Origin of the sequence: Pseudomonas sp. (assembly GCF_033723075.1) — a bacterium.
GTDB lineage: Bacteria > Pseudomonadota > Gammaproteobacteria > Pseudomonadales > Pseudomonadaceae > Aquipseudomonas.
Genome location: NZ_JAWVXU010000006.1, coordinates 157,353 through 171,919, shown reverse-complemented (window position 1 = coordinate 171,919; position 14,567 = coordinate 157,353). Strand labels below are relative to the sequence as shown.

15 protein-coding genes are annotated in these 14,567 nt (G+C 61.1%); 10 read left to right on the top strand and 5 right to left on the bottom strand.

Annotation, left to right across the window (positions count from 1 at the left end; genetic code table 11):
- Window positions 1–89: 89 nt before the first annotated feature.
- The gene (locus tag R3355_RS09595; RefSeq protein ID WP_318949509.1) at window positions 90–392 is read right to left on the bottom strand and encodes a DUF1883 domain-containing protein; all 303 of its coding nucleotides are present in this window, start codon (window positions 390–392) and stop codon (window positions 90–92) included.
- Window positions 393–544: 152 nt separating this feature from the next.
- Here R3355_RS09595 and R3355_RS09590 point away from each other — a divergent pair, with 152 nt between their 5' ends.
- The 3 genes from R3355_RS09590 (at window position 545) to R3355_RS09580 (ending at window position 3,345) form a co-directional block, all read left to right on the top strand.
- Window positions 545–1,591 (top strand): RNA methyltransferase, encoded by a 1,047-nt coding sequence (locus tag R3355_RS09590; RefSeq protein ID WP_318960986.1) that lies wholly within the window; start codon window positions 545–547, stop codon window positions 1,589–1,591.
- A 149-nt stretch (window positions 1,592–1,740) separates the two neighbouring features.
- Complete coding sequence (locus R3355_RS09585; RefSeq protein WP_318960985.1) at window positions 1,741–3,066, top strand: MATE family efflux transporter; 1,326 nt, start codon at window positions 1,741–1,743, stop codon at window positions 3,064–3,066.
- 54 nt (window positions 3,067–3,120) lie between these two features.
- Window positions 3,121–3,345, top strand: coding sequence for a DUF2970 domain-containing protein (locus R3355_RS09580; protein ID WP_318960984.1), 225 nt, complete (start codon window positions 3,121–3,123; stop codon window positions 3,343–3,345).
- Between the two features lies 1 nt (window position 3,346).
- On the opposite strand, the gene R3355_RS09575 is transcribed toward R3355_RS09580, so the two are convergent.
- Window positions 3,347–4,447: an ABC transporter substrate-binding protein gene (locus R3355_RS09575; RefSeq protein ID WP_318960983.1), complete on the bottom strand. Its 1,101-nt coding sequence runs from the start codon at window positions 4,445–4,447 to the stop codon at window positions 3,347–3,349.
- 668 nt (window positions 4,448–5,115) lie between these two features.
- Here R3355_RS09575 and R3355_RS09570 point away from each other — a divergent pair.
- Both R3355_RS09570 and R3355_RS09565 read left to right on the top strand, forming a co-directional pair.
- Window positions 5,116–6,774, top strand: coding sequence for a nitrite/sulfite reductase (locus R3355_RS09570; RefSeq protein WP_318960982.1), 1,659 nt, complete (start codon window positions 5,116–5,118; stop codon window positions 6,772–6,774).
- Entirely contained in the window at window positions 6,758–7,255 is a 498-nt protein-coding gene (locus R3355_RS09565) for a DUF934 domain-containing protein (RefSeq protein ID WP_318960981.1), read from the top strand. Before R3355_RS09570 ends, R3355_RS09565 begins: the two co-directional genes overlap by 17 nt.
- 253 nt (window positions 7,256–7,508) lie before the next feature.
- Here the strand turns inward: R3355_RS09565 and R3355_RS09560 are convergent, their stop codons facing one another.
- Window positions 7,509–8,501 carry a YhdH/YhfP family quinone oxidoreductase gene (locus R3355_RS09560; RefSeq protein WP_318960980.1) on the bottom strand — a complete coding sequence of 331 codons (993 nt, stop codon included), beginning with the start codon at window positions 8,499–8,501 and terminating at the stop codon, window positions 7,509–7,511.
- Between the two features lie 27 nt (window positions 8,502–8,528).
- A complete protein-coding gene (sohB, locus tag R3355_RS09555; RefSeq protein ID WP_318960979.1) occupies window positions 8,529–9,548 on the bottom strand; it encodes a protease SohB in 1,020 nt (339 codons plus the stop codon).
- A gap of 210 nt (window positions 9,549–9,758) precedes the next feature.
- On the opposite strand from sohB, the gene R3355_RS09550 reads away from it, so the two are divergent.
- The 4 genes from R3355_RS09550 (at window position 9,759) to R3355_RS09535 (ending at window position 12,918) form a co-directional block, all read left to right on the top strand.
- Entirely contained in the window at window positions 9,759–10,469 is a 711-nt protein-coding gene (locus R3355_RS09550; protein ID WP_318960978.1) for a histidine phosphatase family protein, read from the top strand.
- 56 nt (window positions 10,470–10,525) lie between these two features.
- The gene (locus tag R3355_RS09545; RefSeq protein ID WP_090500715.1) at window positions 10,526–10,840 is read left to right on the top strand and encodes an SCP2 sterol-binding domain-containing protein; all 315 of its coding nucleotides are present in this window, start codon (window positions 10,526–10,528) and stop codon (window positions 10,838–10,840) included.
- A gap of 205 nt (window positions 10,841–11,045) precedes the next feature.
- Window positions 11,046–12,113 carry a phosphotransferase family protein gene (locus R3355_RS09540; RefSeq protein WP_318960977.1) on the top strand — a complete coding sequence of 356 codons (1,068 nt, stop codon included), beginning with the start codon at window positions 11,046–11,048 and terminating at the stop codon, window positions 12,111–12,113.
- A 37-nt stretch (window positions 12,114–12,150) separates the two neighbouring features.
- Window positions 12,151–12,918, top strand: coding sequence for an SDR family oxidoreductase (locus R3355_RS09535; protein ID WP_318949498.1), 768 nt, complete (start codon window positions 12,151–12,153; stop codon window positions 12,916–12,918).
- Window positions 12,919–13,028: 110 nt separating this feature from the next.
- Here the strand turns inward: R3355_RS09535 and R3355_RS09530 are convergent, their stop codons facing one another.
- The gene (locus R3355_RS09530; protein ID WP_318960976.1) at window positions 13,029–13,676 is read right to left on the bottom strand and encodes a hypothetical protein; all 648 of its coding nucleotides are present in this window, start codon (window positions 13,674–13,676) and stop codon (window positions 13,029–13,031) included.
- A gap of 106 nt (window positions 13,677–13,782) precedes the next feature.
- On the opposite strand from R3355_RS09530, the gene R3355_RS09525 reads away from it, so the two are divergent.
- Window positions 13,783–14,562: a TSUP family transporter gene (locus tag R3355_RS09525; protein ID WP_318961068.1), complete on the top strand. Its 780-nt coding sequence runs from the start codon at window positions 13,783–13,785 to the stop codon at window positions 14,560–14,562.
- The last annotated feature ends 5 nt before the right edge of the window (window positions 14,563–14,567 follow it).

Sequence of the window (14,567 nt, the reverse complement as noted above, 5' to 3'; positions counted from 1 at the left end):
GCATCGGGGCTTTAAATTCCGCAGGAGTGGATGACGCTTATTCATCCACCCTATTTACCGCCGCATTGATGTGCAGCGATATCCGCCACTCAACTCAGCCGCGTAGTCGACTTGCGGATGATCTTGATCGAATGCTTGAGCGTCGGCTTGCGCGTCACGCTGATCGCCTTGCGGGTAACGGTATCGATGGTGATATTCCAGAAGCCGCTGCTCGGTACGGTGATTTTCGCCGGGAAGCTATCGAAAGCGCCGCCGTGGTAGGAGTGCCGGCCGCCATTCTTGAAGCTGCGGAAATTCGCGTCGCTCATCAGGCGGATATTGCAGGTCTGCGAGCACTCGATCACGACGACGTCGTCTTCATTGAGGTGTTCGCGCTGGTGTATGTATTTCATCTACCGCTCCGCACTGCTGGGTCAGGCCAATCAAGGCGCTAGTATGAGTGTGCGGGCGGGCTTGAGCAAAGCACTCGTCACGCCGCCATGCAATAAACCTCGCCAGGCAACGGATACCGCTGCCGCCTGCGCGGTGATAGCATGCGCGCCCCATGCAGATCGAAGATTTTCACCAGTGCCTCGCCGACCTCGGTGCCAAGCCCATGCATATCGGGCGGATCAGCCGTGCCTGGCTGCAAGGCAAACCGCTGGATAGTGGCACGCGCAACCAGAAGACCGAGAACTTTCTGCCGCTTGCGGTGCGCAATGCCCTGCCGCAGTTGACGGAAGCGCTCGACGCCCTCGCCCGCCTCAGCTCCGAGCACCCGGCGGCGGACGGCTCGGCGCGTTTACTGGTGGAGCTGGCCGACAAGCAGATGGTGGAAAGCGTGCTGCTGCCGCGCGATGGCCTGTGCGTGTCGAGCCAGGTCGGCTGCGCGGTCGGCTGCGTGTTCTGCATGACCGGCAAGAGCGGCCTGCTGCGCCAGTTGAGCACGGCCGAGGTCGTCGCCCAGGTGGCGCTGGCCCGGCGTTTCCGCCCGGTGAAGAAGGTGGTGTTCATGGGCATGGGCGAGCCGGCGCACAACCTCGACAACGTGCTGCAGGCCATCGACCTGCTCGGCACCGATGGCGGCATTGGTCAGCGCAACCTGGTGTTCTCCACCGTAGGCGATCCGCGGGTGTTCGAGCGTCTGCCGCAACAGCGCATCAAACCGGCGCTGGCCCTGTCGCTGCATACCACCGATGCAGAACTGCGCCAGCAACTGTTGCCGCGCGCGCCACGTATCGACCCCGAGGAGTTGGTCGAGCTGGGTGAAACCTACGCCCGGCAGATCGATTATCCGATCCAGTACCAGTGGACGCTGCTCAAGGGCATCAACGACAGCCAGGCCGAAATGGACGGCATCCTGCGTCTGCTCAGGGGCAAGTACGCGATCATGAACCTGATCCCCTATAACAGCCTGCAAGAGGATGAGTTCCAGCGCCCGGACGGCGAGCGCATCGTACAGATCGTGCGCTATCTGCACAGCCGCGGCGTGCTGACCAAGGTACGCAATTCCGCCGGCCAGGATATCGACGGTGGCTGCGGCCAGTTGCGTGCGCGGGCGGTCGAGGTGCTCGACCGCCGTCGCCTGGTTGAGCGCACAGCTGGCGTGTGAGACCGAGGCACGCGGCGAGCCGCTGCTGACATAGGCGATTGTCGATGTCCCACCGCATGCCTCGACGTCCGCCCACGGGTTAAGATGCGCACCACCTCCGGCGCCTAGCATCCTGCCTGCCGGGTTAACAGGCCCACAGCGAACCCTGCATGATCGAGCGTCAACGCCTTCGCCACATCCTCACTCTCGGCCTACCGATTATCGGCGGCATGCTCAGCCAGAGCCTGCTCAACCTGGTGGATGCGGCCATGGTCGGCCATCTCGGCGAGAAGGCACTGGCCGGCGTCGGCATCGGCAGCTATGCCAACTTCATGGCCATCGCCCTGGTCATGGGTCTTGGTGCCGGCGTGCAGGCCCAGGTCGCGCGGCGCCGCGGAGCAGGACGCTTGGACGAACTGGCGGCGCCGCTGAATGTCGGCATGCTGATCGCGCTGTGCCTCGCCCTGCCGTTGACGGTGTTCTGCTGGTTGAACGCCCAGCCGATCATTGGACTGCTGTCGGGCGACCCCGAAGTACTGGGCATCGGCACCGCCTACTTCGAGTGGCGGGTGCTGGCGATTTTCGCCGTCGGTCTGAACTTCTCCTTCCGCGGCTACTGGAATGGCAGCCACCGCTCCGGCGTCTATATGCGCACCCTGGTGATCATGCACCTGGCCAATGTGCTGATCAGCTACTCGTTGATCCACGGCCTCTTCGGCTTACCGCAGATGGGCGCGCCCGGCTCAGGGCTGGGCACCGCTCTGGCGCTGTACCTGGGCTCACTGATCTATGCCGGGCAGACCTGGCACAGCGCTCGCCGCCAGGGTTTTCTGACCCGCCTGCCCAGCGCCATTGACCTGCGCAGCATGCTGCGCCTGTCGCTGCCCAACTCGGCCCAGCAATTCTTCTTCGCCACCGGCATTACCGCGCTGTTCTGGATCATCGGCCAGGTCGGCACCGCCGAGTTGGCGGTCGCCCATGTGCTGATCAACCTGGCGCTGCTGCTGATCCTGCCGGCCATCGGCCTGGGTATGGCCGCCACCACTCTGGTCAGCCACAGCTTGGGCGAAAAGGACTTCGACGCCGCCCATCGCTGGGGCTGGGAGGTGGTCAAGGTCGCGGCCGTCGGCCTGATGCTGCTGGGCACACCCTTCTGGCTTTACCCGGAACTGATCTTGCGACTATTCGTCAGCGATCCGGCGCTGATCGAACTGGGCAGTTGGCCGTTGCGCCTGACCGGCATGGGCATGGTGCTGGATGCCACCGCCCTGGTGCTCACCCAGGCACTGCTCGGTGCCGGCGCCAGCCGCACGGTGATGCTGGTCAGCCTGGGCAACCAATGGCTGTTCTTTCTGCCTCTGGCTTATCTGCTCGGCCCCATATTGGGCTATGGTTTGCTCGCTATCTGGAGCCTGCAGATTCTCCAGCGCGGCCTCGCCTCGGTGATCTTCGCCGTGATGTGGCAACGGCGGGGCTGGACCCAGATCCAGCTGTGAGAGACTATCGCTGGATGATCGACAGGCCTGACCAACCGCAATTCAGGGGTTCATATGAGCAAGCAGGATGATCCAGACGACAAGCCGCTGACGCTATGGGAAATGCTGCAGAGTATCCTCGCAGCGGCCATTGGCGTACAGAGCGGCAAGAAGCGCAGCCGTGACTTCAGCCGCGGCAAACCCAGCCATTTCATCATCCTCGGGCTGCTGTTCACCCTGCTGTTCGTGCTGGTGATCTTTGCCGTGGTCAAACTGGTGCTGCATTTCGCAGGCGTTTGAATTAGCGCAACAAGGCCTCGATAGAGCAGTCATAGCCCTGCAAACGTGGATTGAGCACGGCACTGAAACGGCGAAAATCCAGGTTGGCCTCATGCCTGTCGATGCGCCGCAGCAGACGTAGCGACTCCTGCTTGTTGAGCATGCGGAACAAATCAGCCTGTTGATCCTTGCCGTCGCGCGCGGCGAAGTCCAGGCCGGCGGCGTGATCGTGGAGCATGACCATGGCGCAGCCGCCAAGAATGAAATGACCGCTGACCAGCACACTGATACGCTCGTCAACCCGCGCCTGCAGCACTCGTGTTGAATTGTTCAATGCCGAATAACGCAGTTGCCGCCCCTGCTCCTCAGCCGCGCGCATGACACCAAACGCCATCTCGTCATTCGCCGCCCACACCAGACTGACATCGGGATAACGCGCAAGCAGGACTCGAGCCTGCTCATAGGCTCGCTGGCTCGACCATTCGCCGTATAGCAGCTGCTTTAAACGCATGTGCGGGTGCTCGGCCAGCGCACGGTGCAGGCCGGCCTCGCGCAATGTGGCAGATGGCGTCTGCTTGATGCCCGAGAACGCGACCATTTCGCCAGCGCCAGCCGGTGCCATGGCGATCAAAGCCTTGGCCATCAGGTAGCCGGCTTCTTCATCGTTGGGCACCAGACTGCCGATCCAGTTGCGGTATTTCTCCCGACTGCCCCCGGCCATTGCCTGCTGATCCGAGGTCAGGGTGCTATGCAGGGCGAACAGCTTGATCTTGCTGTCGGCAAACAGGCGAAGAATCTCGGGCCCAACATAGTGTTCATTGACGAAGACCAGATAGCTCGGTTGTTTCCGGGAGTGCAGGACGTCACGTGCATGACGCAGCACCTTGAGCGAGTCCCGCTCGCCATGGAGCACACGCAGCTGCATCCCCAAATCATCCGCAGCATCGTGCATGTGATCGATATAACCGAGCCAGAACGGCTCATCGGCATAACCGGGATTGATAAATACCACGGACACGGGCGACTTGGCCGTGGCGCGCTTGGCCACACTGGCCGCAGACGCCAGGCCACTCAGCATCGAGAGGCACAACAGAGAAACAATACCCAAGCCTGACCAGATCACGCACACACCTCCCAAAAAGCGTGCGCAGTATAAGCGTCCAGCGGTGGCTTTTTGCCGCCACCCATCCGCAAACGCATGAAAAAGCCGGCGACAGTGCGCTGCAGCCGGCTTTTCAAGCAGCCTGGGTTATTGCTGGCTTACCCAGAATACCGCTGTGACTACAGCCAATAGAATCAGGACAAAGATCGCTCTGGCGTCGACAACACTGTCTCGGCTTTCGGGTTCGGTATGGTCGGTCATTAGCTACCCTTTTTTGTGCTTATGAGTGGTTCGCTCATGCAGTTAAGCCTAGGTCGCACGCTTGCTCAAGCACTGAAATGCAGTGAACAGACGCCCGCCCACTGCGGTCGCCTGCAAACGCCCTGCGCTGCGACCAATTACTGTTGTGGTCAAGTAATCAAGTGGCCTGATGATTCTGGGCACACCTGAAGGAAGGTGAGGTGGTGTACCTGGCCGCGAACGCCTGGAGACCGCCTCACAGCGGCGTTCGATAATTTCTCAACCGCTGAGGTTATGTTCTCGTCCATCCTTAGCACTCAAAGTTCTGTCCATATACTAAAACTTCACTTTTGCGCATAACCTTGAGCTGGTATCTTCCTGCAGCTCCGTTAGGGGTGCGCGGCCGTGCGCGCAGAATTGCTGCAAGCAGCCTGAAAACAGGACCCTTCATGTACGTATACGACCAGTACGATCAACAAATCATCGAGGACCGCGTCCAGCAGTTCCGTGATCAGACCCGCCGTTTCCTGGCTGGTGAGCTGAGTGGCGAAGAATTCCGTCCACTGCGCCTGCAAAATGGCCTGTACATTCAGCGTTTTGCGCCCATGTTGCGAATTGCCGTGCCCTATGGCCTGCTTTCTTCCAGGCAGGTGCGCATGCTGGCCAAGATTGCCCGCGACTACGACAAGGGCTACGCCCACATCAGCACCCGGCAGAACGTTCAGTTCAACTGGCCTGACCTGGAAGACGTACCCGAGATCCTTGCCGAACTGGCCACCGTGCAGATGCACGCGATCCAGACCAGCGGCAACTGCATCCGCAACACCACCACCGACCAGTTCGCCGGCGTGGCCAAGGACGAGATCATCGATCCACGGCCCTGGTGTGAAATCATCCGCCAGTGGTCGACCTTTCACCCCGAGTTCACCCACCTGCCGCGCAAGTTCAAGATTGCCGTCAATGGCGCAGCCACTGACCGTGCGGCTATCGAAGTGCACGACATCGGCCTCGAGGCAGTGAACAACGACACCGGCGAGCTGGGTTTCCGCGTTTCCGTCGGTGGCGGCCTGGGCCGTACCCCGGTGGTAGGCAGCTTTATCAATGAGTTCCTGCCCTGGCAGCATTTGATCAGCTACCTCGACGCCATCCTGCGTGTGTATAACCGCTATGGCCGGCGCGACAACAAGTACAAGGCGCGCATCAAGATTCTGGTCAAGGCGCTGACCCCCGAGGTGTTCGCCGAGCGCGTCAACGCCGAGTGGACCCACCTGAAGGATGGCCCGACCACCTTGACCGAAGCCGAAGTGGCGCGCGTCGCTGCGCATTTCGTCGACCCGGCCTATCAGCCCCTGCACGACCAGGACGCGCTGCTGGCGCAACTGGACGCCGAGCACCCGGGCTTCGCCCGCTGGCGGCAGCGCAACACCTTCGCCCACAAGCAACCCGGCTATGTCGCTGTCACCCTGTCGCTCAAGCCAACCGGCGTCGCGCCGGGGGATGTCACCGACAAGCAACTCGACAGCATCGCCGAGCTGGCTGATCGCTACAGTTTTGGCGAGGTGCGCAACAGCCATAACCAGAACATCATCCTCGCCGACGTCGAGCAGAGCCAACTGTTCAGCCTCTGGGGCGAACTGCGTGAACACGGCTTTGCCACCCCGAACGTGGGCCTGCTGACCGATATCATCTGCTGCCCGGGTGGCGACTTCTGCTCGCTGGCCAACGCCAAGTCGATCCCGGTAGCCGAAGCCATCCAGCGTCGGTTCGATGATCTGGATTACCTGTTCGACATCGGCGACATCGAGCTGAACATCTCCGGCTGCATGAACGCCTGCGGCCACCACCACGTCGGCCACATCGGCATTCTCGGCGTGGACAAGAAGGGTCAGGAGTTCTACCAGGTATCGATCGGCGGCAACTCCGGCCGCGAGGCCAGCCTGGCGCAGATTCTCGGTCCATCCTTTGCCCAGGATGATATGCCCGATGTGATCGACAAGATCATCAAGGTCTACGTCGAGCAACGCACCGATGAAGAAAGTTTCCTCGACACCTTCCGTCGTGTCGGTGTCGCCCCGTTCAAGGAGCGCGTATATGCAGCGAATCATTAAGAATGGCCAGGTGGTCGACGAAACCTGGCATCTGCTGCCCAAGGACACGACCCTCGACGGCCTGAGCAACTGTGATGATCTGATCGTGCCCCTGGCGCTGTGGATCGAACACCCAAGTGCCCTCAAGGCCCGTGACGGTGGCCTGGGTGTCTGGCTGGACGCCGGCGAAGAGATCGAAGAGATCGCCGATCAACTGGACAACTTCCAGGTGATCGCCCTGAACTTTCCTGCCTTCACGGACGGACGCCACTGCTCCACTGCCTATTTGCTGCGCACCCGCTATGGCTACAAAGGCGAAGTGCGTGCCATCGGCGATGTGCTGCGTGACCAGTTGTTTTCCTACCAGCGCGTCGGCTTCGATGCTTTCGCCCTGCGCGAAGACAAGGACCCACTGGACGCACTAAAAGCCTTCGAGGAGTTCTCGCAGGTTTATCAAGCCTCCAGCGACCAGCCGCAGCCACTGTTTCGTCGCCGCGCCTGATCGTCAGCTGCAACAAGAAGCCCTGCAATGCAAAATGCCGCTCACTTAAGCCAAGTGAGCGGCATTTTTTGTAGCCCGGACTGCATCCGGGCTACAGGTTTCGATGCGGTAAGTTGGTGCAAAGCCCAACAGGGCGTCGGCTCTCGACAGGGTCGGGCAGCGCCAGTACGCACCAAGGCGTGTTTCGCGCCAAGATAACCCGGTACCTCAGCCGTGCCTGAAACCGGACGGGTGCCAACATGCCCGAGCGGAGTCAGTCCACCCGCACCAATACCCGGCCAACCAGCTTGCCAGCGAGTATCTGGGCTATGGCCTCGGGCAGCTCTTGCAAAGTAACTTCAGTGACCAGACGCTCAAGATCGTCGAGCTTCCATTGCAACGAGAGCTTGTCCCACATGGAAGCCTTTGCCACCAGTGGCAGTTCGACCGAGTCGACCCCCAGCAGGTTGACCCCACGCAGGATGAACGGCAGTACGCTGCCCTTGAACGCCACTCCGGCAGTTAGCCCGCAGCACGCGGCGCTGCCACCGTAGCGCAGCGACTTGACCACATTGAACAGAATATCGCCGCCGACAGTATCCACCGCGCCGGCCCATTGCTCCTTGAGTAGCGGGCGCTCCGCGCCTTCCTGCAGCTCGTTACGCGGGACTATCTGCCGGGCGCCCAGCCCCTTGAGGAACTCGCCCTGTTCGGCCTTGCCAGTGGACGCCGCCACGCTGTAGCCAAGCTGGTTGAGCAACGCTACGGCAACACTGCCCACGCCCCCGGTCGCCCCCGTCACCAGAACAGGCCCGGCGTCCGGGAGCACGCCGGCTTGCTCCAGCTTGTCGATGCAGAGCGCGGCGGTGAGGCCCGCAGTACCCAGCACCATGGCCTCACGCAGGGACAAACCCTGCGGTCGCTTGAGCGCCCAGGCCGATGGAATACGAATGTACTGGGCAAAGCCGCCTGCGGTATTCATGCCCAGGTCATAGCCGGTCACGATCACTTCATCGCCTACGCTGAATTCGGCAACGCTCGACTGCTCGACCACTCCCGCGGCATCGATGCCGGGGGTATGTGGAAAATGTTTGGTCACACCACGGTTGCCACTGGCGGACAGGGCATCCTTGTAGTTCAGCGACGAGTAGCTGACCCGAATCAGCAACTCGCCAGCCGGCAGTTCGCTGGTGTCGCGCTGGACAAGCGCCTGTTCGAACTCGCCCGCCGCATTTTCGCGGGCTTGCAGTGCCGTGAACGTAGCCATCATCATCCCCTGGGGTAAAAGATTGGATTACCAGAAACGCTGCTGATTGAGGCGGCTTAGCCAATTCAAGGTGAAACGGTCCAGTGCAACGCTGGCCGCCAGACCGACTCGTTCCTGCAGGCTTTTCTTCTCGGCGTAGTGCAGGTGAAACAGCTCGGCCTCCCTGGCCCGCTCGGCCAGGTATTCGTCGCTGGTCTTGAGTTCATCGACCAGTTGTTTTTCCAGCGCAGCCAGGCCCAGCCAGACTTCGCCGGTGGCGATGTCATCGATGTCCAGTTGCGGTCGATAGCGGGCGACGAAGTTCTTGAACAGCTCGTGAATGATCTCCAAGTCTTCCTGGAACTTCTCCCGGCCCTTCTCGGTATTTTCACCAAATATGGTCAGGGTGCGCTTGTACTCGCCAGCGGTAAGCACCTCGAAGTCGATGTCGTGCTTTTTTAGCAGGCGGTGCACGTTGGGCAACTGGGCAACCACACCGATGGAGCCGAGCATGGCAAAGGGTGCGGAAATGATCTTCTCGCCGATGCAGGCCATCATGTAGCCGCCGCTGGCCGCGACCTTATCGATGCATACGGTCAGCGGGATGCCCGCCTGGCGAATGCGCACCAGCTGCGAGGATGCCAGGCCATAGCTGTGCACCATGCCACCGCCACTTTCCAGGCGCAGCACCACTTCATCCTCAGGCGTGGCCAGACTCAGCAAGGCGGTGATTTCATGGCGCAAGCTGTCAGTGGCCGATGCCTTGATATCGCCATCGAAGTCCAGGACAAATACCCGGGGCTTGTGCGCGCCAGTTTTTTTCGCCAACTTGGCCGCCTTGGCTTCGTCCTTATGAGCAGCCTTGAGCTGGTCCTTGTCCAGCACGGCATGTTCGAGACGGTGGCGCAGCTGCTTGTAGAAGTCATTGAGCTTATCCACCTGCAACTGCCCAACAACGCGCCGGCCCTTGCTCCGCGCTGCAACGGCTGCCAGCAGAATCACCAGAATAGCCACAACCAGCGTTACCGTTTTGGCCAGAAAGGCCGCATATTCTGCGAAAAACTCCACGCATTTCCCCTCATTATTCATTTCAGCGCAGTGTCGCTCAGCGCTCGTTGCGACCAAGCATACCGGCGCCACCAGCTGGCGACCAGTTGCCTGGCACGCTGGCATGAATGACAGCTCATAAATTCAAACAAGCGTATGTTTTTTCGTTGACAGGCCTGCTTGATCCCCATACGCTCGGCGAACTTTCAGCGAACCGGGACAGTGGCCAACGTGGGCAGCATTTACCTGATCAGACATGGCCAAGCCTCATTCGGCGCCGATGACTACGATGTGCTTTCGCCCATCGGTATTCGTCAGGCCGAAGTGCTGGGTGCGCACCTGGCTGAGCTGGGTATTCGCATCGATCGCAGCCTGAGTGGCGCTTTACGCCGCCAACAGCACACCGCCAACGCGGCGATGAGCCAGTTGCGCAGCAGCGGTCAGGCAATACCCGATCTGCAGGTGGATGCCGCCTTCAACGAGTTCGATGCCGACGCGGTGATCCGCAGCCTGCTTCCCGGCCTGCTCGACGAAGAACCCGAAGCCCTGCATGTGTTACGCAACGGGGCGCAGAACCGCGCCGAGTTCCAACGCCTGTTCTCGTTGCTGATCGGCCGCTGGATTTCCGGCGACCACGAGCAACCCGGCCTGCAAAGCTGGCCGGCTTTTGTCGAACAGGTCCAGGGCGGGCTGACCCGCCTGTTGCAACAGGCCGATAGCAAACAGAACATCGCAATCTTCACCTCCGGCGGCACCATTACCGCACTGCTTCAGTTGATCACCGGCGTGCCCGCCGCCAAGGCCTTCGAACTGAACTGGCAAATCGTCAACACCTCGCTAAGCTGCCTGAAATTTCGTGGCAGCCAAGTGAGCCTGGCCTCCTTCAACAGCCATGTGCATTTACAGCTGTTGAAGGAGCCGGAACTCATCACCTACCGCTGAGTTCCGGCCTACCGCACCCATAAGGGCGCGAGAAAACCCTGAAAATAAAGGAAGACATCATGAGCGTTGCAGACATCATCAATACCATGCAGTCCAAGTTCAACGCCTCTGCCGCTGCGGGCCTGGACCTGGTGTTCCAGTTCAACATCGAAGACGGTGAGAACCACTACCTGGTCATCAAGGACGGCACCTGCGATGTCCAACAAGGCGATGCCGACAACGCCAATGTGACCCTGATCATGGACAGCGAAACCCTCAAGGGCATCACCAGCGGCGAGACCGATGGCATGCAGGCCTTCATGGGCGGCAAGCTGCGCGCCGAAGGCGACATGATGCTGGCCATGAAGCTGGGCGAACTGTTCCCGGTCTAAGCTTCATTGCAGTGGTCTGGCCAAAAAACCGGAGTTTCGTACTCCGGTTTTTTTTCGCCTGCAGACTTGCCTGCAACTCAATCAGGCTGCTTGATCAAGCGGCAACACGACCACCTATAACGGCGTGTAGTACTTGTTACGGCCAGGGTGCAGTATTAGATTAACCAATAATCTAGGGCCCCCATTATAAGTAGAAGGGATAAGCATGGCGCTTACTGACCAGTCCACTCGCATCCGCGAGGGTGAAGAGCTCGACACTGCGATCATTGATCCGTACCTCAAGGCACATATTCCCGGCCTGACTGGCGAGCCACGGATCAGCCAGTTCCCCGGCGGTGCATCGAACCTCACCTACCTGATCGAATACCCCGAGAAGGAATTCGTCCTGCGCCGCCCGCCATTTGGCCACAAGGCCAAATCCGCTCACGATATGGGCCGCGAGTACCGCATTCTCAACCAGCTCTACGAGGCCTTCCCCTACTGCCCGAAAGCCTATGTGCATTGCACCGACGAAGCGGTGATCGGCGCCGAATTTTATGTAATGGAACGGGTCAACGGCATCATCCTGCGCTCCGACATGCCGGCCGAGTTGAACCTCGATGCCGACAAGACCCGCCAGCTGTGCAAGAGCTTCATCGACAAGATGGTCGAGCTGCACAACGTCGACTACGCCGCCTGCGGTCTCGGCGACCTGGGCAAACCGCAAGGCTATGTAGAGCGCCAGATCGGCGGCTGGAGCGCTCGCTACGAGAAGGCCCTGACCCCTGACGCGCCGCTGTGGGAACCGGTCAAGGCCTGGCTGAAAGACAAGATGCCGGCCGACCACCCCAAGCCGGCCATCGTGCACAACGACTACCGCTTCGACAACGTGATTCTCGACCCGAACAACCCGATGCAGATCATTGGCGTACTGGACTGGGAGCTGACCACTATCGGCGACCCGCTGATGGATCTGGGCAACACCCTTGCCTACTGGATCGAGGCCGACGACCCTGCGCCGGTGCAAATGATGCGCCGCCAGCCGAGCAATGCACCGGGCATGCTTAGCCGCCAGGAGTTCGCCGACTACTACGCCGAACGCGCCGGCATCGAGATCAAGAGCATCGACTTCTACTACACCTACGGCCTGTTCCGCCTGGCCGGTATCGTGCAGCAGATCTACTACCGCTACTACCATGGCCAGACCCAGGACAAACGCTTCGCCCAGTTCGTTCAAATGAACAAGCTGCTGGAGCAGATGAGCCTGCAGGTCATCGCCAAGTCGCAGTTGTAATCGGCCGAACAGGCCTTTAACCAGAAAGGAAACGTCCATGTCCAAAACCACACTGTTCGACCTCGATGGCAAGATCGCCTTCGTCTCCGGCGCCAGCCGCGGTATCGGTGAGGCCATTGCCAAGCTGCTGGCCCAGCAGGGCGCCCACGTGATCGTCTCGAGCCGCAAGATCGACGGCTGCCAGGGTGTTGCCGATGCGATCATCGCCGACGGTGGCAAGGCCACCGCGATTGCCTGCCATATCGGCGAAATGGAGCAGATCAGCAACGTGTTCGCGCAGATTCGCGAACAGTTCGGTCGTCTGGACATCCTGGTCAACAACGCGGCCACCAACCCGCAGTTCGGCAACGTACTGGAAACCGACCTGTCGGCCTTCCAGAAGACCGTCGACGTCAATATCCGCGGCTATTACTTCATGTCCATCGAAGGCGGCAAGCTGATGAAGGAAAACGGCGGTGGCAGCATCGTCAACGTGGCCTCGATCAACGGCGTATCCCCGGGCGAAATGCAGGGCATCTACTCGGTGACCAAAGCCGCGGTGATCAGCATGACCAAGGTCTTCGCCAAGGAATGCGCGCAGTTCGGCATCCGCTGCAACGCCCTCCTGCCGGGCCTGACCGACACCAAATTCGCCTCCGCCCTGACCAAGAACGACGCCATCCTCAATCTGGCGCTGCAACGCATCCCACTCAAGCGCGTGGCCGCCCCGAGCGAAATGGCCGGCGCCGTGCTGTACCTGGCCAGCGACGCCTCCAGCTATACCACCGGCGTGTCACTGAACGTCGACGGCGGCTTCCTGTCCTGATAAAGGTCGGCAGCACACAAAAAGGGACCTTCGGGTCCCTTTTTTTGCATTCAACCACTATCAACCGGGGTGACCTCAAGCGGATCTCCGCCGGCGCTACTCAGCGCACGCTACTGCCAATCCTGCAGTGCCTGCTTGGCTGCCTGGTTCATCGGCTGTGCCAGCAGGCCGGTCGGCGTCAGGCTGACGCTGTATACCGCCTGGTCGGCGATCGGCAGGTAGGTGACCCGGCGTGCCTGGGCATCGAACAGAAACAGGTCGTGCTGACCCAGGCGCAGCCAGCGCCACAGGTCGATGCCATAGGGGCTGCGGGCCAGCTCGACCTGGGCCTGCTGAGCCTGCTCCTGCTGCTCGATGGCGAGGAAACGCCCCGAGAGTTTTTCCAGGCGGAAGCCCGGCTGCAGGCCGATCAGTGCCGCGAGTCCCTGCCATTGCAGCAGACGTGCATCCAATTGCCACAAGTCGCCCTCCAGCAGCACGCTACGCTCGTTTTCGCCCTCCAGCAGGTTGACCCGATAACGTGGGCCATCGGCCTCGAAGCGCAAGGTCACCAGCGGCTTGCCCTCCGGCAGCGACGCATAGCTATAGAGGTCGTAGGCCACCAGGCCGATGAAACCGGCCAGGGCCAGAACGGCCAGTCCACAGGTGCCGCGCAGCCAGCCGAGAAACCAGTGGCTATTGAACAGAATTCGCACGGCAACCAGCACCGCCAGCAATGCCAGCAGTGCCGTTGCCCATGCCAGACCGTCATATTGCATCGAGTCAGTTCCTTGTCCGTGAAAATGCCGGCATTATGCGCAGCAACCCCGCCAGCGAACAGCAGCTTCGCTGCACAATCGGACACAGGTCGTCTTTTCCATGCCCTTGCCTTTCGAGCTTGCCGTTGACCCGGCAATCCTGGTCATTCTCGCCCTGGTGGCCTTCGTCGCCGGCTTCATCGATGCCATTGCCGGCGGCGGCGGCCTGCTGACCATTCCGGCCCTGCTGATGGCCGGCCTGCCGCCGCATCTGGTGCTGGGCACCAACAAACTCTGTGCCACCTTTGGCTCGGCCACCGCCAGCTACACCTTCTACCGGCGCAAGCTGTTCGCCCCCCTGCCCTGGCGCAATGCGCTGATCGGTACCGCGATCGGCGCCCTGCTCGGCGCCACACTGGTGCACTGGCTGCCAGCTGCCTGGCTCAATCAACTGTTGCCAGTGGTGGTATTCGCCTGCGGGCTCTACCTGCTGTTCGGTCGCACCCCGGCGGCACCGCTAAACGCCGATGCGCCCATTGCCCAGGGCCGGCAGTGGCCGCAAAGCCTCGGTCTGGGCTTCTACGATGGCGTCGCCGGGCCGGGCACAGGGGCATTCTGGACGGTCAGCAGCCTGCTGCTCTACCCGCTCGATCTGGTCCGCGCCAGCGGCGTGGCCCGCAGCATGAACTTCGTCAGCAACGCCTGCGCCCTGGTGGTGTTCATCGTCGCCGGCCAGGTCGCCTGGGTACTCGGCATCAGCATGGGCATCGCCCTGATGGCCGGGGCTTTTCTCGGGGCCCGCTCGGCAATCCGCGGCGGCTCGAAGTTCATCCGCCCGGTGTTCATCCTGATGGTCCTGGCGCTCGCCGCGCGGTTAGCCTGGCAGCACTGGTTCGGCCTGGCCTAAATCTG

Coding starts and splice junctions, on each gene's coding strand:
- R3355_RS09595 (WP_318949509.1), bottom strand. CDS start 392: ATGAAATACATACACCAGCGCGAACACCTCAATGAAGACGACGTCGTC.
- R3355_RS09590 (WP_318960986.1), top strand. CDS start 545: ATGCAGATCGAAGATTTTCACCAGTGCCTCGCCGACCTCGGTGCCAAG.
- R3355_RS09585 (WP_318960985.1), top strand. CDS start 1,741: ATGATCGAGCGTCAACGCCTTCGCCACATCCTCACTCTCGGCCTACCG.
- R3355_RS09580 (WP_318960984.1), top strand. CDS start 3,121: ATGAGCAAGCAGGATGATCCAGACGACAAGCCGCTGACGCTATGGGAA.
- R3355_RS09570 (WP_318960982.1), top strand. CDS start 5,116: ATGTACGTATACGACCAGTACGATCAACAAATCATCGAGGACCGCGTC.
- R3355_RS09565 (WP_318960981.1), top strand. CDS start 6,758: ATGCAGCGAATCATTAAGAATGGCCAGGTGGTCGACGAAACCTGGCAT.
- R3355_RS09560 (WP_318960980.1), bottom strand. CDS start 8,501: ATGGCTACGTTCACGGCACTGCAAGCCCGCGAAAATGCGGCGGGCGAG.
- R3355_RS09540 (WP_318960977.1), top strand. CDS start 11,046: ATGGCGCTTACTGACCAGTCCACTCGCATCCGCGAGGGTGAAGAGCTC.
- R3355_RS09535 (WP_318949498.1), top strand. CDS start 12,151: ATGTCCAAAACCACACTGTTCGACCTCGATGGCAAGATCGCCTTCGTC.
- R3355_RS09530 (WP_318960976.1), bottom strand. CDS start 13,676: ATGCAATATGACGGTCTGGCATGGGCAACGGCACTGCTGGCATTGCTG.